17 protein-coding genes and 2 pseudogenes are annotated in these 20,510 nt (G+C 69.2%); 5 read left to right on the forward strand and 14 right to left on the reverse strand.

The window, feature by feature from the left end; translation table 11 throughout:
* Positions 1–26 precede the first annotated feature (26 nt).
* The gene (locus tag IC63_RS16875) at positions 27–239 is read right to left on the reverse strand and encodes a catalase family protein (RefSeq protein ID WP_052041868.1); all 213 of its coding nucleotides are present in this window, start codon (positions 237–239) and stop codon (positions 27–29) included.
* A 198-nt stretch (positions 240–437) separates the two neighbouring features.
* Here IC63_RS16875 and IC63_RS16880 point away from each other — a divergent pair, with 198 nt between their 5' ends.
* A complete protein-coding gene (locus tag IC63_RS16880; protein ID WP_052041869.1) occupies positions 438–1,076 on the forward strand; it encodes a TetR/AcrR family transcriptional regulator in 639 nt (212 codons plus the stop codon).
* Positions 1,077–1,256: 180 nt separating this feature from the next.
* Here the strand turns inward: IC63_RS16880 and IC63_RS04265 are convergent, their stop codons facing one another.
* The 5 genes from IC63_RS04265 to IC63_RS04285 form a co-directional block, all read right to left on the reverse strand.
* The gene (locus IC63_RS04265; RefSeq protein ID WP_156965351.1) at positions 1,257–2,108 is read right to left on the reverse strand and encodes a peptidase; all 852 of its coding nucleotides are present in this window, start codon (positions 2,106–2,108) and stop codon (positions 1,257–1,259) included.
* 34 nt (positions 2,109–2,142) lie between these two features.
* Positions 2,143–2,976: a transglutaminase family protein gene (locus IC63_RS04270; protein WP_036717200.1), complete on the reverse strand. Its 834-nt coding sequence runs from the start codon at positions 2,974–2,976 to the stop codon at positions 2,143–2,145.
* Between the two features lie 3 nt (positions 2,977–2,979).
* Positions 2,980–3,951: an alpha-E domain-containing protein gene (locus IC63_RS04275; RefSeq protein WP_198026245.1), complete on the reverse strand. Its 972-nt coding sequence runs from the start codon at positions 3,949–3,951 to the stop codon at positions 2,980–2,982.
* Positions 3,948–5,483 carry a circularly permuted type 2 ATP-grasp protein gene (locus IC63_RS04280; protein ID WP_084115481.1) on the reverse strand — a complete coding sequence of 512 codons (1,536 nt, stop codon included), beginning with the start codon at positions 5,481–5,483 and terminating at the stop codon, positions 3,948–3,950. The genes IC63_RS04275 and IC63_RS04280 overlap by 4 nt, the downstream gene beginning before the upstream one ends.
* Positions 5,484–5,745: 262 nt before the next feature.
* Positions 5,746–7,089, reverse strand: a complete 1,344-nt coding sequence (locus IC63_RS04285; RefSeq protein WP_052041870.1) for an ABC transporter substrate-binding protein — start codon at positions 7,087–7,089, stop codon at positions 5,746–5,748.
* Positions 7,090–7,427: 338 nt separating this feature from the next.
* On the opposite strand from IC63_RS04285, the gene IC63_RS04290 reads away from it, so the two are divergent.
* Positions 7,428–8,231, forward strand: coding sequence for a LysR family transcriptional regulator (locus tag IC63_RS04290; protein ID WP_052041871.1), 804 nt, complete (start codon positions 7,428–7,430; stop codon positions 8,229–8,231).
* Here IC63_RS04290 and IC63_RS16885 read toward each other — a convergent pair.
* From IC63_RS16885 to IC63_RS04310, 5 genes and pseudogenes are all read right to left on the reverse strand, one after another.
* Complete coding sequence (locus tag IC63_RS16885) at positions 8,164–8,409, reverse strand: M14 family metallopeptidase (protein ID WP_052041872.1); 246 nt, start codon at positions 8,407–8,409, stop codon at positions 8,164–8,166. The genes IC63_RS04290 and IC63_RS16885 overlap by 68 nt on opposite strands.
* 2 nt (positions 8,410–8,411) lie before the next feature.
* Complete coding sequence (locus tag IC63_RS19045) at positions 8,412–8,558, reverse strand: M14 family metallopeptidase (RefSeq protein ID WP_198026246.1); 147 nt, start codon at positions 8,556–8,558, stop codon at positions 8,412–8,414.
* A 126-nt stretch (positions 8,559–8,684) separates the two neighbouring features.
* A pseudogene (locus tag IC63_RS04300) lies at positions 8,685–10,152 on the reverse strand (ABC transporter ATP-binding protein).
* Positions 10,153–10,155: 3 nt separating this feature from the next.
* On the reverse strand, positions 10,156–11,013 hold the full coding sequence (locus IC63_RS04305; RefSeq protein ID WP_232222507.1) for an ABC transporter permease: 858 nt from the start codon (positions 11,011–11,013) through the stop codon (positions 10,156–10,158).
* 4 nt (positions 11,014–11,017) lie between these two features.
* Positions 11,018–11,986 (reverse strand): annotated as a pseudogene (locus IC63_RS04310) (ABC transporter permease).
* Between the two features lie 156 nt (positions 11,987–12,142).
* Between IC63_RS04310 and IC63_RS04315 the strand changes: the two are divergent.
* The gene (locus IC63_RS04315) at positions 12,143–12,838 is read left to right on the forward strand and encodes a GntR family transcriptional regulator (protein WP_036717202.1); all 696 of its coding nucleotides are present in this window, start codon (positions 12,143–12,145) and stop codon (positions 12,836–12,838) included.
* A gap of 471 nt (positions 12,839–13,309) precedes the next feature.
* Here the strand turns inward: IC63_RS04315 and IC63_RS04320 are convergent, their stop codons facing one another.
* Together IC63_RS04320 and IC63_RS04325 are read right to left on the reverse strand one after the other, a co-directional pair.
* On the reverse strand, positions 13,310–15,256 hold the full coding sequence (locus IC63_RS04320; protein WP_036717204.1) for a hypothetical protein: 1,947 nt from the start codon (positions 15,254–15,256) through the stop codon (positions 13,310–13,312).
* A gap of 72 nt (positions 15,257–15,328) precedes the next feature.
* Positions 15,329–17,311, reverse strand: a complete 1,983-nt coding sequence (locus IC63_RS04325) for a PhoX family protein (protein ID WP_036717206.1) — start codon at positions 17,309–17,311, stop codon at positions 15,329–15,331.
* A 515-nt stretch (positions 17,312–17,826) separates the two neighbouring features.
* On the opposite strand from IC63_RS04325, the gene IC63_RS18430 reads away from it, so the two are divergent.
* Both IC63_RS18430 and IC63_RS04335 read left to right on the forward strand, forming a co-directional pair.
* Positions 17,827–18,588 (forward strand): hypothetical protein, encoded by a 762-nt coding sequence (locus tag IC63_RS18430; protein ID WP_198026247.1) that lies wholly within the window; start codon positions 17,827–17,829, stop codon positions 18,586–18,588.
* Positions 18,470–19,405 (forward strand): TPM domain-containing protein, encoded by a 936-nt coding sequence (locus IC63_RS04335; RefSeq protein WP_198026248.1) that lies wholly within the window; start codon positions 18,470–18,472, stop codon positions 19,403–19,405. Before IC63_RS18430 ends, IC63_RS04335 begins: the two co-directional genes overlap by 119 nt.
* Before the next feature lie 238 nt (positions 19,406–19,643).
* Here the strand turns inward: IC63_RS04335 and IC63_RS04340 are convergent, their stop codons facing one another.
* On the reverse strand, positions 19,644–20,432 hold the full coding sequence (locus IC63_RS04340; RefSeq protein WP_036717210.1) for a DeoR/GlpR family DNA-binding transcription regulator: 789 nt from the start codon (positions 20,430–20,432) through the stop codon (positions 19,644–19,646).
* Between the last annotated feature and the right edge of the window lie 78 nt (positions 20,433–20,510).

Below are 20,510 nucleotides of genomic sequence, written 5' to 3' on the forward strand. Positions count from 1 at the left end.
TTGGCCACCGCGCGTTCGATGCCCGACTACGACAGGTCGGGCATGTCCACGCCGGTCAGCGCGCGGGCATTGTCCGACACGGGCGCGACCGACAGCTTGGCGATATGGTCGCCATGGCGCAGCACGCCCTGGGTAAAGTAGGTCTCTCCCAGCAGGTGGTGGCTGTCCGAGGCGAGCCCCTGCAGCGTGGCGCTGTCCAGCCCGACCCGCTCGGTCGCGGCTTCCAGCCCGCGCGCCACGGCGGCTGGCGGTTGCTTTCATGGCCCGGCGCGGGGCGTGGCGAAGCCTGTGGGGTCTCGGGTCGACGCGGCCGGGGCGGCTCCGGTTTCCAACAATAATTCAAATGATATAATTACTTTTCCGGCCCGGATAACCGCCCGTTGGCGGGCGGGCGGTTCGTGACATACCCGCTGCCGCCACGTCACCAGGGGACCGCCATGACGACCTCGCGCAAGACCCGCGCCGAACGGCTGCAAGAGACTCGGCAGCGTCCTCTGGCTGCCGCGTCCGACATCATCGCCCAGGGCGGTGTGGCGGAGGCGACGATCCGCGGCGTCTGCCAGCGGGCCGGGTTTTCGCAGGGCGCGTTCTATACCAGCTTTGCCAGCAAGGACGACCTGCTGCTGGCGCTGCTGGACGAGAACATGCAGCAGGCGATCTCCGGCATCGAGGCGCTCCTGACCGAGCCGGCGCCGGCGGGCGCGGAGGTGGTCGATCGGCTGGTGGCGACCGTCGTCGGCCTGGGCGAGAACACGGTCGCGGCGCGGCTGGCGGTGGAGCTGCACCTGCACGCCCAGCGCGACCCGGCGTTCAGCGCGCCGCATCAGCGCCTGCTGGACGTCTATTACAGCCGCTTTTCCGAGGTGCTGCAGGCGCTGGCCGACAGGGCCGACTGCACCTTGCTGATCGACGCGCGGCGTTGTCCGCGGATGATCCACACCTTGTGGCTGGGCGGCGTCGTAAAGGGCAACGAGGCCTCGGACGACTTCCGCGAGGCGCTGGCGATGACCTGCCGCGCCGCGATCCGCCATGCGCAACCGAAGAGCGGGGACAGCGCCTCGGTGCAGGCGTCCTGAGCGCGGCAGGCCGCTGTCTGGCGGGTTCTTCGCGGAAATCGTCCAGCGCATCGGCGGCCATGATGGTTACGGCGCACCGAACTAGCCGTTCCGCATCGCAGCGCTCAAGCGGCTGATGCGGCTGGCCGGCATGCCGCGCCGCTGGCGGGCCGCCCAGGCGGCGGGCCGCCCCGGGTGCGATCACACGCCGTCCGACCGTCCGGGCGCGCCGCTGGGTGCCGCGGCGAGGGTCGCGGGCGCGTCGCTCGTGGGGGGCGATCCCATCTCTCCGGCGCTGGCGGCGGGGACGCCTTGGGTGCGGGCGATGGCGGGATCGGGCAGCGCGTGCAGGGTCTCGCTCAGCGCCTCGCCCCAGCGCGACGAGATCATCGCGTAATAGGGGTCGGCCTCGGTCATCCGCGCCCCCGTCACCGCCAGCGTATCGCGTTCGACCAGCGTGACGTCCAGCGGCAGCCCGACCGACAGGTTGGCCTTGATCGTCGAATCGAAGCTGACGGTCAGCAGCTTGATCGCCTGGTCGAAGGTCATGTCGGACCGATAGGCGCGGACGATGATCGGGCGGCCGTATTTGGTCTCGCCGATCTGGAAGAACGGCGTGTCCACCGTCGCCTCGATGAAATTGCCTTCGGGATAGATCAGGAACAGCCGCGGCGGGCCGCCGGCGATCTGGCCGCCCAGGATGAGACTGGCCGAGAACTGCCCCTGCGCGGCCGGTCCGGCCGCCGAATCGAACCGCTGGATCTCGTCGCGCAGGGTGGCGCCGATCATCTCGGCCGTCGCGAACATCGAGGGCAGGTGCATCAGCGACTGGCTGCGCCCCTCGGGAGCGATCGGGCGTTCCTCGAGCCGGCCCGTTACCGCCTGGGTGGTGGCGAGGTTGCCCGCCGACAGCAGCACCAGCGTCCGGTCGCCCGGCTCGTGCCAGACCCGGGTCTTGCCGAAGACCGAGATGTTGTCGACGCCGGCATTGGTGCGGGTGTCGGACATGAAGACGAGGCCCCCGTCCAGCATCATTCCCACGCAATACGTCATGACAGGGCGCTCCTTCTGGACGTGACGCGGACGCTCACTGTTCGCCGATCGACAGGTGGACGTCCAGACTTTCAGCGGCGGACCCGTAGCGGACCCCGCCCATCGGCGCGGCGTCGTCGTAGTCCAGCCCCGAGGCGATCCGCACATAGCGCTCGTCCGGGCTGATCCGGTTCGAGGCATCGAACCCGACCCAGCCCAGCCCGTCCAGATGCAGCTCGGCCCAGGCGTGGGTGGCGGTCTGGTCCTCACGGTCGTCCAGCCGCAGGTAACCCGAGACGTAGCGGGCGGGAATCCCCAGCTGCCGCGCGGCGGCGATCATGATGTGGCTGTGGTCCTGGCAGACCCCGGTGCCGCGGGCCAGCGCCTCTTCGGCGGTGGTGGCCGGATGGGTGTCGTCGGTGTCATAGGCGACGGCTTGCGCCACGCGCTCCATCAGCCGGTGCGCGAGCGGCAGGCCGCCGGCCCGGGCGCCGCGATCCGCGGGCGGGCGACCCGTTTCGTCGGCCATCCCCTGGATCAGCCGCGCCACGCCGTCGCCGGGCGCGGTCAGCCGGGTCTGCCGGGTGAACAGCCACAGCGGCGCCAGCGACCGGTGCGGCCCAAAGACGCCATGCGTCTCGCGCGTTTCGACGCGGCCGCGGGCGGTGACGTCGATGCGGTCGGAGGCGCCCGTCGTCGAGATCAGCCACACCTCGTTGCCCATGTGATCGCGGTAGCTCACCTGTCGGTCGGCGCCCTCGATGTCGATCTGCCAGTCCAGCACCCGCTGCGGGCCGAGGCTGCGGGGGCAGACGCGCAGGCGCATCACCCCGTAGGGCGGCGGCGCGTCATAGCGATAGGTCGTGCGATGCGCGATGGTGAGCAGCATGGCTTACTCCGTAAAGCGATAGTCGCGGGCGATCCCCGCGGCGAGCCGCGCGTTGTCGGCGAGAAAGCCCACCAGGAATTCGTGCAGCCCTTCCTCGAACACCTCGTCGATGTCACGCTCGGTCAGCATCCGCCGGATGGCGTCGGCCTCGTCATGGCAGGGTGGCCGGGCGCCGCAATCGCGGGCCAGCTGGTCCAGCGCCGCCGAGATTTCTGCGTGGCAGAAGGCCAGCGAGCGCGGCATCCGCGGGTTGAGGATCAGGAAATCGGCGGTGTTGGCCGCCGAGATGTCGGCATCGTACAGCCATTTATAGGCCTTGTGCGCCGACACGGATCGCAGCAGCGAATCCCACTGGGTCTGGTCCAGCGCCGATCCGACCCAGGACGACGAGGGCAGCAGGTGGTAATACTTGACGTCGAGGATGCGCGCGGTGGTGTCAGCGCGTTCCAGATGCAGCCCCAGCCGCATGAACTGAAAGCCGGGGGTGCGCAGGATGGTGTTCTCGACCATGCCGCGGATCAGCGCGGTCGCCTGCTTCACCCGCGCCAGCACGGCGGGAAGGTTCGCCTCTGGCACCGGGCGGGCGAGGTCGGCCGACACCCGGCGCCAGGCCTCGTTCACGGCTTCCCACGCGTCGCGGCTGAGCGCGGTGCGCACCATCCGGGCATTGGTGCGCCCCTGCGTCAGCGCGTTGCTGACGCTGGACGGGTTGTCGGGGTCGCGCAGCAGGAAGTCGATGGCGGCGGCGGGGTCGGGCTCGCCCTCGGCCTCGCCATGGCGGGCGGCAAAGGCCCCCGCCATGCCGGCGCTGTCGAGGACCGAACGCCAGTTCGCCTCGGCCGCGCCGCGGGTCAGGGCCATGTGCAGGCCCGCGTCGATCAGCCGCGCCATCGCCTCGGCGCGCTCGATATGGCGGGCCATCCAGAACAGCCCGTCGGCGGTGCGGCCCAGAAGGATCGTGCGCGTCGCGGTCATTGTCCGGCCTCCGTCTGGCTTGGCGGGGCGGGGGCTGCCGCGGGATCGGGGAAGTCGGGCTGCTGCGGGGCGGGAAAGCGGATGCCGGGCGCGCTGGCGGCGGCGGTCGCCGTTCCGCCGGGGCCGTCGCGCAGCACCCAGGTGTCCTTGGTCCCGCCGCCCTGCGACGAGTTCACCACCAGCGAGCCCGGTTTCAGCGCCACCCGAGTCAGCCCGCCGGGCACGATCCGGATCCCGTCCCCGACCAGCGCAAAGGGCCGCAGGTCGACATGCCGCGGCGCCAGCCCGGCCTTGGTGAGCACCGGACAGGTGGACAGCGCCAGCGTCGGCTGGGCGATGTAGTTTGCCGGCCGGGCCTTGAGCTTTTCGGCGAAGGCCGCGCGCTCGGCCGAGCTGGCCGCCGGCCCCACCAGCATCCCGTAGCCGCCCGAGCCGTGGACCTCCTTGACCACCAGCTCGTCCAGCCGGTCCAGCACATGGGCGAGCGTGTCGGGTTCCGAACAGCGCATGGTCGGGATGTTCGACAGGATCGGCGCATCCCCGGTGTAGAAGCGGATGATGTCGGGCATGTAGGAATAGACCGCCTTGTCGTCGGCCACGCCGGTTCCCGGCGCGTTGGCGATGGTGATCTTGCCGGCGCGATAGACGTCCATGATCCCCGGCACCCCCAGCACGCTGTCGGGCCGGAAACTGAGCGGGTCTAGGTAGTCGTCGTCGATGCGCCGATACAGCACGTCGATCCGGCGATAGCCTTCGATGGTACGCATCGCGACATGGCCGTCCACCACCCGCAGGTCGCGTCCCTCGACGAGCTGCACCCCCATCTGGTCGGCCAGGAAGGCGTGTTCGTAATAGGCCGAGTTGTTGACCCCCGGCGTCAGGACCGCCACCGTGGGATGGTCCGTCGTCCGCTGCGGCCGGGCCGCGGCCAGCGAGCGGCGCAGATGCTTGGGGTAATCCTCGATCGGCTCGACCCGGTTCTGGATGAACAGCTCGGGAAACAGCTGCATCATCGTCTCGCGGTTCTCGAGCATGTAGCTGACGCCCGAGGGCGTGCGGCAGTTGTCTTCCAAGACCTGGAACTCGTTCTCGGCGGTGCGGACGATGTCGGTGCCGACGATATGGGTGTAGATGCCGCCGGGCGGGGTCAGGCCGATCATCTGCGGCAGGAAGGCGTCGTTGGTGGCGATCAGGTCCAGCGGGACGATGCCGGCCCGGATGATTTCCTGCCGGTGATAGATGTCATGCAGGAACGAGTTGATGGCCCGGACCCGCTGCTCGATCCCGGCCGCGAGCCGGGCCCATTCCGCCGCCGACAGGATGCGCGGCAGGATGTCGAAGGGGATCAGCCGTTCCGTGGCCTGTTCTTCGCCGTAAACGGCGAAGGTGATTCCGGTGCGGCGAAACACCTCCTCGGCGTCGCTGGACTTGGTCACCAGCAGGTCGTCGGGCTGGCCCGACAGCCAGCGGTGGAACTCGGCATAGGGCGGGCGGGTACCGTCACCGGCCATCATCTCGTCGAAAGCGGTCATCTGTCACCTCATCACGAAAAGCCTAGCCCGGCTTTCGGCGGGGTGAAAAGAGCGATCGGGCACTGCGGGGGTTTCATCGCGTCAGTGCCCAAGATGTGGGCGGTGGGTGTGCGGTCCGTGCGGGGGGCGTCTGGCGCAGGACGGGTCCGGCAGCAGCACGGCGGCGCTATGGCGGGCGTCTTCCTCGACCAGCGCCCGAGCCTATGGCCTCCCGCCAAACATGTGGGCGCGCGGCAGCGGACCGCCGCACGCCCCAGCCGGGTCACTCGGTGAACCACCAGCGTTCCGAGGCGCGGGCGCCGTCAAGCTCCCAGTCGTTGCCAAGCTCGCCGTGGGCGACCTTGTCGGTGGTCGCGTCCAGGAAGTCGGCCCAGACCGGCGCCACCATGCCGCCGTCCTCGCTGATGAGCCGCTGGCATTCCCAGTACAGCTCCTTGCGCCTGGCCTCGTCCTTTTCGCCGCGGGCGGCAACCAGCGCGCTGTTGAAGGCCGCGTTGTCCCAGCTGGTCTCGTTCCAACCGCCGATGGCCTCGCGCGCATAGGCCGTGGTCAGCATCACGTCCTCGTTCACGCGGCCGGACCATTTCGTCGCGAACATCGGCCGCTTGCCCCAGATCGAGGACCAGTAGCCGTCATCGGGCTCGCGCTTGACCTCGATGGTGATGCCGGCCTTCGCGGCCTGGTCGGCGTAAAGCTGGGCCATGTTGGTGGCGCCCGTGAACGGCGTGTCGGCCACGTGCAGCGGCACCGTCAGGCCCGCAACCCCGGCCTTTTCCAGCAGCGCCTTGGCCTTTTCGGGGTCGTAGCTGTGCTGTTCCAGGTTCGGGTTGTGGTATTCGTAGGCCTCGGAAATCGGCTGGTCGTTGGCGATCGAGCCACGGCCGGACAGGATCTTGTCCAGCATCTCCTGCCGGTCGATGGCCAGCTTCATCGCCATCCGCACGTTCGGGTCGATGAACAGCGGGTCCTTGCAGTTCATCGAGAACGCATAATGCTGCTTGCCCTTGGTCTGGATCAGCTTCAGCCCCGGCGCCGAGGCGAGCAGGTCGACGGTGGTGGTGTCGACGAAGGCCACCGCGTCGATCTCGCCGGTCTGCAGCGCGGCGGTGCGGGCGTTCACGTCGGCGATGCAGCGCGTCTCGACCTCGTCGAACCAGGCGCGGCCTTCCTTCCAGTAGTTCGCAAAGCGCTTGACCTCGCTGCCGACACCCGGCTCATAGCTTTCCAGCGTATAGCCGCCGGTGCCGATGCCCTTGTCGAACTCGGCGTCGCCCGCGGGCACGATCAGCAGGTTCACGAGGCTCATCAGCGACGGGAAGCCCGCATTCGGCGCGGCCAGCGTGACCGTGACCTCGCCCGGCGCGGTCGCCTTGACCCCGGTGATCTCGGTCAGCAGCGCCTTGGCCTCGGAGATGGTCTTTTCGCCGCCATGCAGGTTGATCGAATAGACCAAGTCCTCGGCATCCAGCGTCTTGCCGTTGTGGAATTCGACACCGGGGCGGATCTTGAAGGTCCAGGCAGTGAGGTCGGGGTTCGAGCCCCATTCGGTCGCCAGTTCCGGGACCAGCTTGCCGCCCGGCCCGACCTCGATCAGGCAGTTCCGCAACTGGTATTGCAGCTGCCATCATGAACCGCGTCTCGTTGACCTGCGGGTCCAACGTGTCTGCGGTGTCGAAATCCGCGACGGCCAGCCGGAAGGTGCCGCCACGGCGGAAAACGCGCCCGCGCCGACAAGCAGCGAACGGCGTGTGGTCAGCAATGTCATGGGTGCTCTCCCTGCTGTGGTCGCAGGATGCGTCCTGCGGCGACGTTGACCCGATCGGTCCTTATGTCTAGTCTTATACTAGGGCGAGGGCGGGGAGTGCGACAAATCAGATTGGTTGACCGATGCGACAGCTTCCCTAAACCAAGACTCACGATCCGTTGGCCCAAAGGCGAGCCCCGATGACCAGCACCCTGCCGCCCCTGCGCGCCCTGCAGACATTCGAGGCGTTCGGCCGGCTGGGCTCGGTCACAGCCGCCGCGCGGGCGCTTGGCGTCACCCCCGGCGCGGTCAGCCAGCAGCTGCGGCTGCTGGAAGATCACGCGGGGCTGTTGCTGATCGTCAAGGAAGGCCGGCGCGCCACGCTGACCCCGACGGGGCGGAAATACCACGAGCTGATCGTGCAGGGCTTCGGCCGGCTGATGCAGGCGCAGGAATACCTGTCCACCCAGCGCCAGGTCGAGGAGCTGACCATCTCGGGGATGCCGACGCTGATGCAGCGCTGGCTGAACCCGCTGCTGCCCGACTTCCAGCGCCGCAGCGACGGGGTCGCCGTGCGGGTCGTGGCCACCCACCAGGAATCCGATCCGCAGCTGATGGAGCAGAACTTCCGCCTGACCTATGGCGACGCCGCGCGCCCCTATCCCTATTCGCGGGTGCTGTTCACCGATCACTGCTTTCCGGCCTGCTCGCCCGATTTCCTCAAGCGCTTCCCCGAGGCCGTGACGCCCGAGGGGCTGGCCGCCGTGCCGCTGGTCGGCATCGACTGGGGCGCGGCTATACCAGCGAGCCGCAATGGCGCGAATGGTTCGAATCCCAAGGCGTGCGCCCGGCGCCGCCGGTCCGGCTGGTCGCGGTCTATTCGCTGTCGGCGCTGGCGCTGGATGCGGCGGTGGACGGGCAGGGGGCGGTGCTGGCTCAGGCCGCCTTTGCCGACGACCATATCCGCAGCGGGCGGCTGGTGCGGCTGTCGCCGCACAGCCTGACCATGCCCGCCCCGCCCGAGTGCATGTCCAGCACCAGGTCCGCCCCCGGCAGCAGATGCGCGGTGACGAAGCCCGCCAACCCGCGGATCGGGCCGGCATCGGCGCCGCCCGGAAAGGCGCGGTTCATGTTGCCGCCGTCCAGCGGCGAGACCCGGCTTTCCGCCAGCACCGCGGCCATGTTCAGCGCCGCATCACGATCAGCGTGCCGGGCAGGTCGGCGGGCTCGAGCCGGGCGAACAGGCGGCGGGCGATCAACTGCCCCTCGTATTCGTCGCCGTGGTTGCCGCCGGTGACCAGCGCCACCGGGCCCTCGCCTCCGCGGATCACGCCGATCGGGCTGCGGATCGCGGAAAAGGCGTGGCGGTCGTCGGATGGCCCAGATCGACCCAGCCGGCGCGCTTGCCGGGACTGCCGAGGTCCAGCGCGCAGGAAACGGGGCCAAAGGACAGCCGCTCATGCCCCGCCCAGCGATGCCTGCGCCGCGGCCTCCGCGTCGGCGATCCGCCCGGCGGCGCGCTCGGCCAGCAGGCCGGTCAGCCAGTCGGGGTCCATCTCGGGGACCGAGGACAGCAGCAGCTCGGTATAGGGATGGTGCGGCGGGGTGAACATCGCCTCCTTGGGGCCGCTTTCCACCACCCGGCCCTGCTGCATCACCACCACCTCGTCGGCGATGGACTTCACCGTCGCGAGGTCGTGGGTGATGAAGAGATAGCTCAGGTCGCGTTCGCGCTGCAGCCGGTCGAGGAGGCGCAGGATGCCCTTGGCGACCAGCTGGTCGAGCGCCGAGGTGACCTCGTCGCAGATGATGAAGTCCGGCTCGGCGGCCAGCGCGCGGGCGATGCAGACCCGCTGCTTTTGCCCGCCCGACAGCTCGCCCGGCAGGCGGTCGATGAAGCGGTCGGGCTCCAGCTCGATCTCGGCCAGCAGTTCGCGGATGCGGTCCTGGCGGGCGCGGCCGCGTAGCCCCAGGAAGAAATCCAGCGGCCGGCCGATGATGTCGCGGATACGCTGGCGCGGGTTCATCGCGGTGTCGGCCATCTGGTGGATCATCTGCATCCGCCGCTGCAGGTCGCGCGGCCGGGCGCGGCTGGCGGGAGGCAAGGGCCGGCCGTCGAAGACCACCTGTCCGCGGGTCGGGGCCAGCAGCCCCATCACCACCCGCGCCGTCGTGGACTTGCCCGACCCGCTTTCACCCACCACCGCGACGGTGCGCCCGCGCGGCACCGCGATCGACACGTCATGCAGCACCGGCACGGCGCCATAGCTGGCCGAGACGTTCTCGATCCGCAGGATCGGCGCCGGGGCGGTCTCGCCCGTCCGCGGCGCTGGGCGGAAGTCGCGCACCGCCCATAGCGAGCGCGTATAGGCCTCGCGCGGGGCGGACAGCATCTGGCGGCTGGGCGCCTCCTCGACCTCGGAGCCCTTCAGCAGCACCTTGATGCGGTCGGCCATCTGGGCGACCACGGCCAGGTCGTGGGTGATGTAGATCGCCGCCGTGTGGTGTTCGCGGACCACGTCGCGGATCGCGGCCAGCACCTCGATCTGGGTGGTCACGTCCAGCGCCGTGGTCGGCTCGTCGAAGATGATGAGGTCGGGCTTGCAGGCCATCGCCATCGCCGTCATCGCCCGCTGCAACTGCCCGCCCGATCCGGCGGCCGCGCAGGTCGCGCAGGCGGCTGGCGGGCGTGCCCACCAGTTCCTGCCCGTCAAAGCGGATCGACCCGCCGGTGATCCGGCAGCCCGGCTTGACATAGCCCATCGCGGCCAGCCCGAGCGTCGATTTCCCGGCCCCCGATTCACCGAACAGCCCGACGATCTCGCCGCGGTCCAGCGTCAGGTCGACGCCCTTGACGATCTCGTGCCAGGTGTCGCCGGAGCGGCCCCCGATATGCAGGTCGGTGATGTCCAGCAGATGCGTCATGGCTCAGTCCTTCAGCCCGCTGGACAGGCGCAGCACCCAGTCCACGACCATGTTGACCGCCACCGTCAGCATGGCGATGGCCCCGGCGGGCAGCAGCGGCGCGAGGCCGAAGCTCGCCGCCTTCCAGCTTGAGAAATTGGCGAACGCGATCTGCTTGGCGCTTTCGCGCACCATCGAGCCCCAGTCCGCGGTCGGTGGCTGCAGCCCCAGCCCCAGGAAGGACAGGGCCGAGATGAACAGGAAGAAGAAGCAGAAGCGCAGCCCGAATTCGGCGATCAGCGGGGCGGTGACGTTCGGCAACACCTCGCGGCCGATGAGCCAGCCCAGCCCCTCGCCGCGCATCCGCGCGACCTCGATATAGTCCATCGTCAGCACGCCCTGCGCGACAGCGCGGGACAGCCGGAACACCCGGGTGCTGTCCAGCACCGCGATCACCAGCACCAGCGCGGTGACCAAGGTGCCGGTGATGGTCAGGAGCAGCAGCGCGAAGATCAGCGAGGGCGCCGCCATCAGCACGTCGACGACGCGCGAGGCGACCATGTCGAACCAGCCCCCCAGCGTCGCGGCGAGCAACCCGCCCACGGTCCCGATCACGAATGCCAGCACGGTCGTCAGCAGGGCGATCCCGACGGTATTCCGGGCGCCATAGATCAGCCGCGACAGCACGTCGCGCCCCAGCGCGTCGGTGCCCAGCCAGTGCGGACCGGCCCAGGGCAGGTACTTGGGGCCGACGACCTCGGCCTCGGGGTAGGGCGCGATCCAAGGCGCGAGGATCGCGGTCAGCGCATACAGCACGATCAGCGCCATCCCGACCCGCGCCGACAGCGGCGCCGTGCGCAGAAGTGTCAGCCAGCGTCCCACGCCGTCACCTCGGATGCAGCAGGCGCGAATTGGACAGGATGCCCAGGATGTCCGCTGCCAGGTTGAGCAGGATATAGGTCGCGGCAAAGATCAGGCAGGCGGCCTGCACGAAGGTGATGTCGCGCTTGGCGACGCTGTCGACCAGCAGCTGGCCGAGGCCGGGATAGACGAACACCACCTCGACCAGCACCACGCCGACGATCAGATAGGCGAGGTTCAGGGCGACCACCGTGACGATGGGGGCGACCGCGTTCGGCAGCGCGTGGACCGCGATCACCCGTCAGCGGCGCAGGCCCTTGAGATGCGGCATCTCGATATAGGGCAGCGACAGCAGGTTCACGACCGCCGCGCGGGTCATCCGCATCATGTGGGCGGTCACGATCAGCACCATCGTCATCGCCGGCAGGAAGGTGACATACAGCCGGTCGGCCAGCCCCATGCCGGGGCGGATCGTTGCCAGGCTGGGGAACCAGTGCAGGTGCTGGGCGAAGATCAGGATCAGGATGTAGGCGACGAAGAATTCCGGAAACGAGATCACCGCCAGCGTCGACCACAAGATGAAGCGGTCCAGCACCGACCCGCGATACAGCGCCGCGACCAGCCCCAGCACCACCGCCAGCGGCACCGCGATGGCGGCGGCATAGGCGGCGAGGAAGAAGGTGTTGAAGGCCCGGTCCGAGATCAGCTGGGTGATCGGCCGCTGGTTGGCCAGCGACAGGCCGAAATCTCCGGTCAGGGCCCCGCCCAGCCAGTGGACATAGCGCACCGGCGCGAGATCGTTCAGGTTGAAGCGGTCGCGAAACGCGGCCAGCGTCTCGGGCGTCGCGGACTGGCCGAGGATCTCGGTGGCGATGTCCCCGGGCAGCAGCTCGACCGCCCAGAACATGAGTGCCGAGACCAGCAGCAGGGTCAGCAGGCCGATGGCCAGCCTACGCAGCACGAGGCGCAGAAGCAGAGAGCGGCGAGATGTCATATGATTGCACAAGCCCCGGTTTATGACTAGATATAACCGTGAAGCCGGGCGGTCCGTCCAGCGGCGTCTGCTTAGGGCGTCTGTCCGATTCTTTAGCGCCGCTGCGGATGGTTTGGGTTAAGCCAGATCGGCGGCTGGGGGAAGGGGAGGGCGAAGATGGCGGGACACGTCACCTATCGCGAGGTCAAGGCGACGATCCTCGATCGCATCAAGGGGGGCGCGTGGCCTCCCGGGGCGCTGCTGCCCAGCGAGGTGGAACTCGCCGCCGAGTTCGGCACCGCCCGCGCCACCGTCAGCCGCGCGATGCGGGACCTGGTCGAGGATGGCCTGGTCGAACGCAAGCGCAAGGCCGGCACCCGCGTGCGCAAGATGCCGCTGCGCCAGGCACGGCTGGACATCCCGCTGGTCCGGGTCGAGGTCGAGGATCAGGGCGCCGTCTATCGCTATGCGCTGGTCGCCTCGCATGTCGGGGCGGCGCCCGACTGGCTGCGCGCCCGCATGGGGCTGCCGGGGGGCGGCGAGGTCCGGCACATCCTGTGCATGCATTTCGCCGACGGCCAGCCCTATCAGTTCGAGGACCGCTGGATCAGCCTCGATTCGGCGCCCGACGCCCGCGCCGCCGATTTCACCGCCGAGGGGCCGAACGAGTGGCTGGTCCGGCAGGTGCCCTACAGCAATGTCGAGATCAGCTTTTCCGCCACCGCCGCCGACGCCGAGCAGGCCCAGCACCTGGGCTGCGCCTTGGGCGACGCGCTGTTCCGGGTCGAGCGCCAGACCTCGTGGGACGGGCGCGAGCTGACCTTCGTGCGGCTGACCTATCACCGCGGCTATCGGATGACGGCGCGCTATTAGGCTGCCTGACCTTCTTCCGGCTGACCTATCACCGTGGCTATCGAATGACGACACGCTATCAGGCCGCCGCGCCGGCTGCCTGCCGGAGGGGGCGGCGAAGGGTGTCCCTGAACCCACGTTGCCGCAAGGCCGCATCGCGCAAGCGGGCCGGCCAGTGCCGGTGGCAGCGTCCGGCCGCCGACCCGCGGCATCATCCTTGGGTGATGCTTTTTCCAGATATCCGCCGGGCCCGGGTCGATGCGCCTCGGTCGGGTGCCGGTCTGGCGAGGCGCGGGCGGACCGGCCGGGGAACTACTGAACCGGCCTGCGGTGACGGCGGCGGTGTCCGATCGGGGGGGGCGCGCCCTTGGCCGACGCGATCGTGGGTGGGGCGCGATCGCTGGCAGGGCGCGATCGGAGGCAGGGCGCGGTCGCCGGCAAGCGTTCGGAGAGCAGGTGCGGGAGCCCAGCAGCCCGGCCCACCAGGCGTCTTCAGTCGTTATCGACCCCCTCGAGCCAATCGAGAAGCGGCTCGTAATCCGGCGAATCGTCGATGCCGGTCGGGGTGATGCCGACGCCCCAGGTCAGGCTGACCCTGTCGCCGTCGATCTCGCGGTCGGTGATGACCTCACCGACGCGATAGGCGCTACCGTCTTGATGGGCGAACCCGTCATCGGTGCGGAAATACCGGAAGCTGGCGGGGGTGGCGGGAAAGACATCCTTGCCGAAATCATGGCGCTGCGTCGCCACCACCTTGCGATAGCGGCGGGCGGCCTCCAGCGCCTGGGATTCGGGGGGATACAGCAGCACACCCTGCAGGTTGCCGCGGGCGTCCAGATGGCCGCCGCGCGCGGTCAGTTCGCGCAGCAGCGTGGCGCGGGCGGCTTGCGCGGCCTGATAGGCAGCAGCGTCGTCCAGCGGCAGGCGGGGCCAATCGGCGCTGTAGCCCGCATCCGCGCGGATCGTGGCCGCCAGCCAGCGCTCGACGCTGGCGGGCATGTCGCCGTAAAGGCTGACGCCGACGACCGATTCGAGGAAATGCCGGAACTCGCCGACCCCGAGCTTGCGGTTGACGGGGTCGGACCGGCCGGCGGTGCCGATGCCGTCGCCCTCGGGGGGGGCGCGGTAGCCCATCGAGTCCATCTCGCGCCAGCCGTCGGCGCCGGGCAGGCGGCGGGGCAGGGCCCAGGTGCTGTCCACCGTGACGCCCACGCCCGACTGGAAATCCGGCCAGCCGCCGGTTTCCGGCTGCGGCATGTGGCCGGAATGGCAGCCGACGCATTGCACCAGCTCGGACGGTGTCTGCGGGCGCAGCGCGCCGCCGGCGTCCTCGATCCAGCCGGCCAGCATCCAGCCGGCGCCGTTGTCGATCCAGCCTTCGCGGCTGTTGGCATAGGCAGGGGCGGATTCCTCTTTCATCTGCGGGCCGCCATATTCGGGGTCAAAGCGGCGGATCTTGTACATGTAGCGGATTTCCTTGACCCGCTCGGCCCGCGCGCCGGGATAGCGCGAGGGCGCGCCCTTTGACCCGTCGGCCGCGACGTCGACGTAATGCAGCGGATGGGCGAACTCGGTGCCGATCGGGTATATCCCGGGCAGCAGCGGATCGTCCGCGGCACCGCCGGCATAGGTCCGGGGCGAGGCGTCGGTCAGCCGGTCCTGGACCGCCTGCGACAGCAGGTCAAGGTTCGCGGCATAGGTCGCCAGGTCGAACCGCCCGCCCGCGTCCCGCATGAAGCGTTCCGGCAGGCGGACATAGATCCCCGAGACCGAACCGGTCAGCGGCGTGAAGATGCCGTAGGGGGTGAAGTTCACCGACCGCCAGCCGGTGATCCAGCCCCGGCCGTCGTCGAAGAACGCCCCGGCCGGGGTAGCGCTGCGCACGAAGCCGTCGTCGCCCGCCGGCAGGTCGGCCGGGTTCAGCGCCGGAAACAGCCGGAACGGGTCGTCCAGCCGCGCCCCGTCCCACTGGCGCGGATCGCCGGGGCGCCTGGCCCGCGCGGCGGTCCAGTTGTCCTGACGCACCCATGCGGCCATGTCCCAGGCCGCCGCGTCCTGGCCCGTCGCCGCCAGCGCCGCGTCCAGCCGTTCCGGGTGCAGCGTGTTTTCCCACGGGTTGATCGAGCCGTTGGGCGTGAACGGCCAGTTGATCGCCGCAAAGGCGTAATCGGCCGTCAGGTCGCCCAGCACGTTCGAGGCGCCCCGTTGTGGCACGTTGTTGCCGAAACGGCGCCCGGCCAGCCCGTCGGTGTGGCAGTACTGGCAGGCGTTCTGGGTGCCCCCCGCGGTTTCGACATGGCACTGGGCCGGGATATGGGCATAGGGGTTCGGCATCTGCGCGCGGGACAGATGCGTGCCCTTCAACGGCGGGCGCGGCGGGTCCTCGGCAAGCGCCGGCACGGCGGCAAGGGCGGTAAAGACGATCAGCGCGCGCAGCATGGACGGATCCCCGGTTCGGAAATGGCAGGGGCCGGGCCCCCAAGGGCGCCCGGCCGTCGTGCGGTCAGGCGATCACAGCCCCGGCAGGCCGCCCAGATAACCGATATTGGCCTCGAGCATGAACTTGGCCGTGCCCTTGTCGTTGCTGCCGAAACTGGTCCGGGCCAGCTCCTCCAGCCGCTTCGACACTTCCTCGGGCATCGACTCGATCCATTCGCCCTGATGCTGGTTGTTGGCCATGATGTAGGCGTGGCCGTTCATGTCGTCGACGACCTGCAGCCCGGTCGCCTCGGCGCCCGACGGCTGCCACAGGATCGACGCCAGCGCCCCGGTATCGACGTTCCAGGCCCAGACCGCGTTGTTGACATGAGTGCCCGAATCCTCGCCCACGAACAGCGTCCGCATCTTGGGCGAGAAGAACAGGTTGTCGGGGTTGGCGATCTTCGTCGGGTCCGCGACGTTACCCAGCGCGTCGGCCTCGATGTCCACGCCCAGCAGCGCGGCGGGAACGGCCATCTTGTTGCCGACCCAGTCGGAATTGATCGCCTCGCCGTTCTGGTCCTTCTGCCCGCCGGCCATCGGCAGTTCATAGACCGCGCCGGCCTTGAGCTTGGCGACCTGGATGTCGTCCCGGGGACCCGTCTCGTCCTTGGTCATGCCCTTTTCGATATAGGACATGGCGACGTAGAGATTCTTCTTCCGGTCGTCGGCGGCCACGCCTTCCATCTTGTTGAACTCGGTCGTCGCACCCAGCATCGCGGCGTAGCGGCGCGGTTCGAGGAACGCGGCGGCCTGTTCCATGCCCGGCTTGAGCTTGAGCCATTCGTCCCCGCCATGACCGGCGCGGATCCGGGTGAAACCCTCGGCGGCATGGTCCGGGGCGGTGGCGTCGGTTGCAGCCTCGGCCTTGGGCGCCTCGCCGGCGGGGGCGGCGGCGGGGGCTGCGGCAGCCTCGGCCGTCTTCTCTTCGACGGGCGCCGGCGGAGCCTTGCTTTCGAAGATGTCGTCGAAGGTGATGCCCTTGTCGATCAGCGCCTTGACCTCAGCGTCGGTCGCGTGGCCCAGCTTGATCCAGGTGATGTCGGCGGCACCGCCGTTGTCGGCCGAGGTTTGCGTCCACTTGGCCGCATAGAGGGTTCCCGCCGACAGATCCTTTTCCGCGTCCGCCACATACATGAACAGCCCCACATTGGTGCCGTCATCGCCGTAATAGGCGGTGCGGTTGTCGGGCATCACCCGGGCCAGTTCCCACGTCGCCCGACCCATCGAGTAATGCTTGACCACCGCGGCCGAGCCGTCGCCCTTGACGGTGACTTCCGGGATGAAGCCGTAGGCATAGGGGTTCGCCTGCTTCTCGCCGCGGAAATAGACCTCGCTCAGCGCCTTGACGCCGGCGGTGGTCTTCTTCAGCTCCTTCTCGCCCGAGGCGACGGTGAAATACAGGTCATAGTCCTCTTCCGACCCCAGGTGGGTGCCCCAGGGCGTCGGGCCGCCGGCGCAGGGGATCCACAGCCCGTCCACGCTGGAAAAGTCGATCGGCTTGACGCTGGTCGGGGTCAGCTTGCCGTCCTCTCCCTGGGCCAGCGCGGCGACGGTCATGCTCATCGGCATGCGGCCGTGCCAGCCTTCGGCCTTGCGGCCTTCCTCGCCATTGCCGAGAATCCAGTCGTATTCGTAATGGGTGACCAGGAACGGCTTGCCGTCCACCGACAGCAGGCTGTTGGCGTCGGGCGTCTCGGCGATCACCAGGTCGCCGTTCGGGTCCTTGATTGGCTCGCCCTTGACGTCATACAGCTGCCCTGCCGCCTTGCCGTCGAACGCGTCGGTGTTCTTGAAGATCACGTTGTAGGTCAGCGGAAAATCCCTGGTGGTGCCGTCGGCATAGGTGACCTTGGCGACCGACGAGGTGACCGGCCGCAGCATCGCCTCGTCCGTCGCGGGGGCGGGCGTGCTGCTGAATTCGACCGCGGTCACGTCGGCCGCCATCGTCAGGCCGGGCAACGCCACCAGCGCGGCGCTGCCAAGCAGGATGGAAAGACGGGAGGGGATGAACATCGGAGGCCCTTTCGCGTTTGGTCCGCTTCCCGGCCCGCGTAGCCGGAACAGGTGACAGGAATACGACGCTAGGATGTCACGATGACGGCTTTGGCCGGGGCAGGGCCCTCGGCAGGTAGCGCAGGGGCCGCCAGCGCCCGATCATCGCCAGCACCGGCGCACTTGGGGGGCAGTCCCGGAGGTCCTGCAAGGCAGGCGACCCGCCCAGGCGTGAGAAGTGGCGCTTCAGACGACGAGATGTTGGGGCGCCGCCCCGTCGATGCGACGATGGCGCTCTCTTTCCACGGAAGATCCGGCGTGGCGCGCGTTCCGCTTCAATCCCTGCCCAAGGACAAGGCGGACACCACGCCGTCCACACCGACTCGTGCCGCAACTGCGGTGCAGAGCTGGCCGGAAAATACTGCGCCGCCTGCGGGCAGAAGCGGGCGGCCCGGCTGGGGCGCAAGGACGTCACCGCGCTGGCGTGGGAAAACGTCCGCCGGTTCGAATACAGCCTGCTCAAGGCGATGGGCGCGGTGGCGCTGGCGCCAGGCTGCGCCGCCCGGGCCTATGTGCTGGGCGCGCGGACCGCTATGTCCACCCGTTCAAGCTCTTGCTCAGCTGCATCGTCTTTCGGCCACCATCTCGGCGGCCACACGCTCGTGCCGGGCGGCAGTCAACCGCCGATCGAGCTAGAGGCGGACCGCTTTTCGGGCTTCGTGCTGCACAAGATGGGCGCGGATCTCGACCAGACCAAGCAGGCGATCCGCACCCTGACCCCAGAACAGGACGGGGAGACCCACCCCGGTCGGGCCCGCCGCCTCGCGGAGGTTGAATCGGGCTGGACCGACAGCTGCGAACAGGCGGGCGGCACGGATTGCGGCGCATCGGCGGCGCGGGCGGAACCCCCGGCCGTGGCCGGCGACACACCCGCTGCCGGCGGGGGCGAGCCCGCGGGGGCCGCCGGGTCCGGGGCGGCTGCGCCGCCGCCCGAGATGGCCGCCCCCGGCGACAGCGGGCAGCCGGCCGGCGCGGCTACGGCGCCCGACGTGGCGGCCGCTCCGCCCGCCCAGCCGGGCGCCGAGATCGTTGCCGATCCGGCGCTGCTGGCGATGACCCCCGAACAGCTCGAGGCCGAGCTGATCGGGGGTCATCGGGGCGCGGATGGAGGCGGTCACCGTGGCGATCGCGAACCAGAGCGGCGTCAAGGTCGTGCAGGCGGCCCCCCGGCTGGAGGCGACCGCGCCGCGCGACCTGCTGCCGGCCCCCGACCCCCAGGCAATCCCCCGCAAGACTGACCGCTTCGTCTATGACACGCTGGGCATCCTGAACCCCGAGGTGAAGGGGCGGATGGAAAAGCAGGCGTTCGAGGCAGCCCGCGATCACGGCATCGAGGTGGTCAGCATCGTCACCGACGATTTGCACGGGATGAAGCCCGACGCCTTCGCCGCCGCGATGCTGCGCCAGCTGCGGGTCGGCAAGATGGACGTGGGCAACGGGGCCGTGTTCGTCATGGACCCCAAGGGCGGCAAGGTCGGCCTGGCGCTGGGGCCGGGGATGGCCACCGAATACGGCGACGCCGCCGGCGCCGAACAGTTGCGCGGCTATGCGCAGGGCTTTCTTGACAGCGTCGCCTCGGGGGCTGATCCCGCGGCGCCGCTGGTCAGCGAGCAGGCCGGGCTGGGTGCGGACCGCATCATCCGCGACCAGTCGGTGAAGGACTGGGAGGTCCGCTTTCCGAACCTCGCCGCCATGCAGACGGCCTTTGCCGACGAAAAGGCCCGGCGCGAGGCGACCGGCGAGAGCTATGACCCGGCCCGCGATCCCGTCTCGGGCCAGCTCGCCCGCATCGAGGTCACCGTGACCAACCGCTCCGCGCAGGGCGACGCCGAATGGGCGAAGCGGATCAGCCCGACCATGGCCGAGGACGCGCCCCCGATGCTGGCCCGCTCGACCGCCGACGAGACGCTGATGCTGTATGTCCCGCCCAGCGTGGAACCGCTGATGACGGCGCCCCTTGGCGAGGGCCGCCGCTATTCGATGATCGTCCGCGAGGAGACGATCGACGGCAACCCGCCAAGCTTCACCGTGATCAGCTATGACCTGCTCGAGTGACGGGGATTCACCGGCGAGAGGTAGGGATCAGGGGGGGCTCGGAGAACGGCAGGGCGGCTTTGGCCGAGGATAGCCGCGTGGACCGCGACAGTCTTCTCTAGACTTGCCATCCGACAAGACCGGAGCATCGCCCGTTCTCATCGCCGGAACGGGGTGGGTGGATGTTTACGCGATCGTTCACCGGACCGCTGCCATATTGCGAAGGCTCACGGCGCGGTCCAAACTGTCGCCGCGGGCGTCACCCCGCATCGGTTTCGCCGTTGTGCACAGCCTCGGTTACGCATTGCGTGCCCCAGCCGGCGCAGCGGTCCTGCAGTTCCGCGGGCAGGGGCGCTTCGGTCACGACGGCGTCCATGTCGGCCAGCGACCCCATCCGCACCGGCGCCGTCCGGGTCAGCTTGCTGAGGTCTGTGACCAGCAGCCGGGTGCGCGCCTGCCGCAGGATGGTGCGGCTGACCCGCACCTCGGCCAGATCGAAATCCAGCACGTCGCCGTCCATCTCCAGCGCCGAGCATCCGACGACGGCGAAGTCGACCTTGAAGTTGGCCAGGAACTCGCTGGTCAGGTCGCCCACCAGTCCGCCATCCGACCGTCGCACGATGCCGCCGGCGACGATCACCTCGCAGCTTTCGTTGTCGATGAGCGTGTTGGCGACGTTCATGTTGTTGGTCACGACCGTCAGGTTCCGGTGCTCCAGCAGCGCCCGGGCCACCGCTTCGGTGGTGGTCCCGATATTCAGGATCAGCGACGAGTTGTCGGGGATCATTGAGGCGCAGGACCGGCCGATCCGGTCCTTGGCCGACTCGTGCATCACGCGGCGCGCCTCATAGCCCAGGTTGCTGACCCCGGCGACCAGAACCGCCCCGCCATGCACCCGGTCGAGCAGCCCCTGATCGGCAAGCTCGCCCAGGTCGCGGCGGATCGTCTGGGCCGAGACCTCGAAACGCTGTGCAAGATCCTCGACCTCGACCCAGCCAGCGGCCCGGGCAAGCTTGAGGATATCGAGCTGTCTGAGGCTGTGCACCATGTGATCTCCCCTGCCGACCGTTAGCAGGGGATCCTCCGCGTGCAAACGAAAATTTGCGCGCGAAAACGAAAAACCGTT

The organism is Paracoccus sphaerophysae, from assembly GCF_000763805.1.
GTDB classification, from domain to species: Bacteria; Pseudomonadota; Alphaproteobacteria; order Rhodobacterales; family Rhodobacteraceae; genus Paracoccus; species Paracoccus sphaerophysae.

Excerpts from the sequence above, each read along its gene's own strand:
- IC63_RS16880 (WP_052041869.1), top strand. The coding sequence starts at position 438 with ATGACGACCTCGCGCAAGACCCGCGCCGAACGGCTGCAAGAGACTCGG.
- IC63_RS04265 (WP_156965351.1), bottom strand. The coding sequence starts at position 2,108 with ATGACGTATTGCGTGGGAATGATGCTGGACGGGGGCCTCGTCTTCATG.
- IC63_RS04270 (WP_036717200.1), bottom strand. The coding sequence starts at position 2,976 with ATGCTGCTCACCATCGCGCATCGCACGACCTATCGCTATGACGCGCCG.
- IC63_RS04275 (WP_198026245.1), bottom strand. The coding sequence starts at position 3,951 with ATGACCGCGACGCGCACGATCCTTCTGGGCCGCACCGCCGACGGGCTG.
- IC63_RS04280 (WP_084115481.1), bottom strand. The coding sequence starts at position 5,483 with ATGACCGCTTTCGACGAGATGATGGCCGGTGACGGTACCCGCCCGCCC.
- IC63_RS04290 (WP_052041871.1), top strand. The coding sequence starts at position 7,428 with ATGACCAGCACCCTGCCGCCCCTGCGCGCCCTGCAGACATTCGAGGCG.
- IC63_RS16885 (WP_052041872.1), bottom strand. The coding sequence starts at position 8,409 with ATGGCCGCGGTGCTGGCGGAAAGCCGGGTCTCGCCGCTGGACGGCGGC.
- IC63_RS04315 (WP_036717202.1), top strand. The coding sequence starts at position 12,143 with ATGGCGGGACACGTCACCTATCGCGAGGTCAAGGCGACGATCCTCGAT.
- IC63_RS04320 (WP_036717204.1), bottom strand. The coding sequence starts at position 15,256 with ATGCTGCGCGCGCTGATCGTCTTTACCGCCCTTGCCGCCGTGCCGGCG.
- IC63_RS04325 (WP_036717206.1), bottom strand. The coding sequence starts at position 17,311 with ATGTTCATCCCCTCCCGTCTTTCCATCCTGCTTGGCAGCGCCGCGCTG.
- IC63_RS04340 (WP_036717210.1), bottom strand. The coding sequence starts at position 20,432 with ATGGTGCACAGCCTCAGACAGCTCGATATCCTCAAGCTTGCCCGGGCC.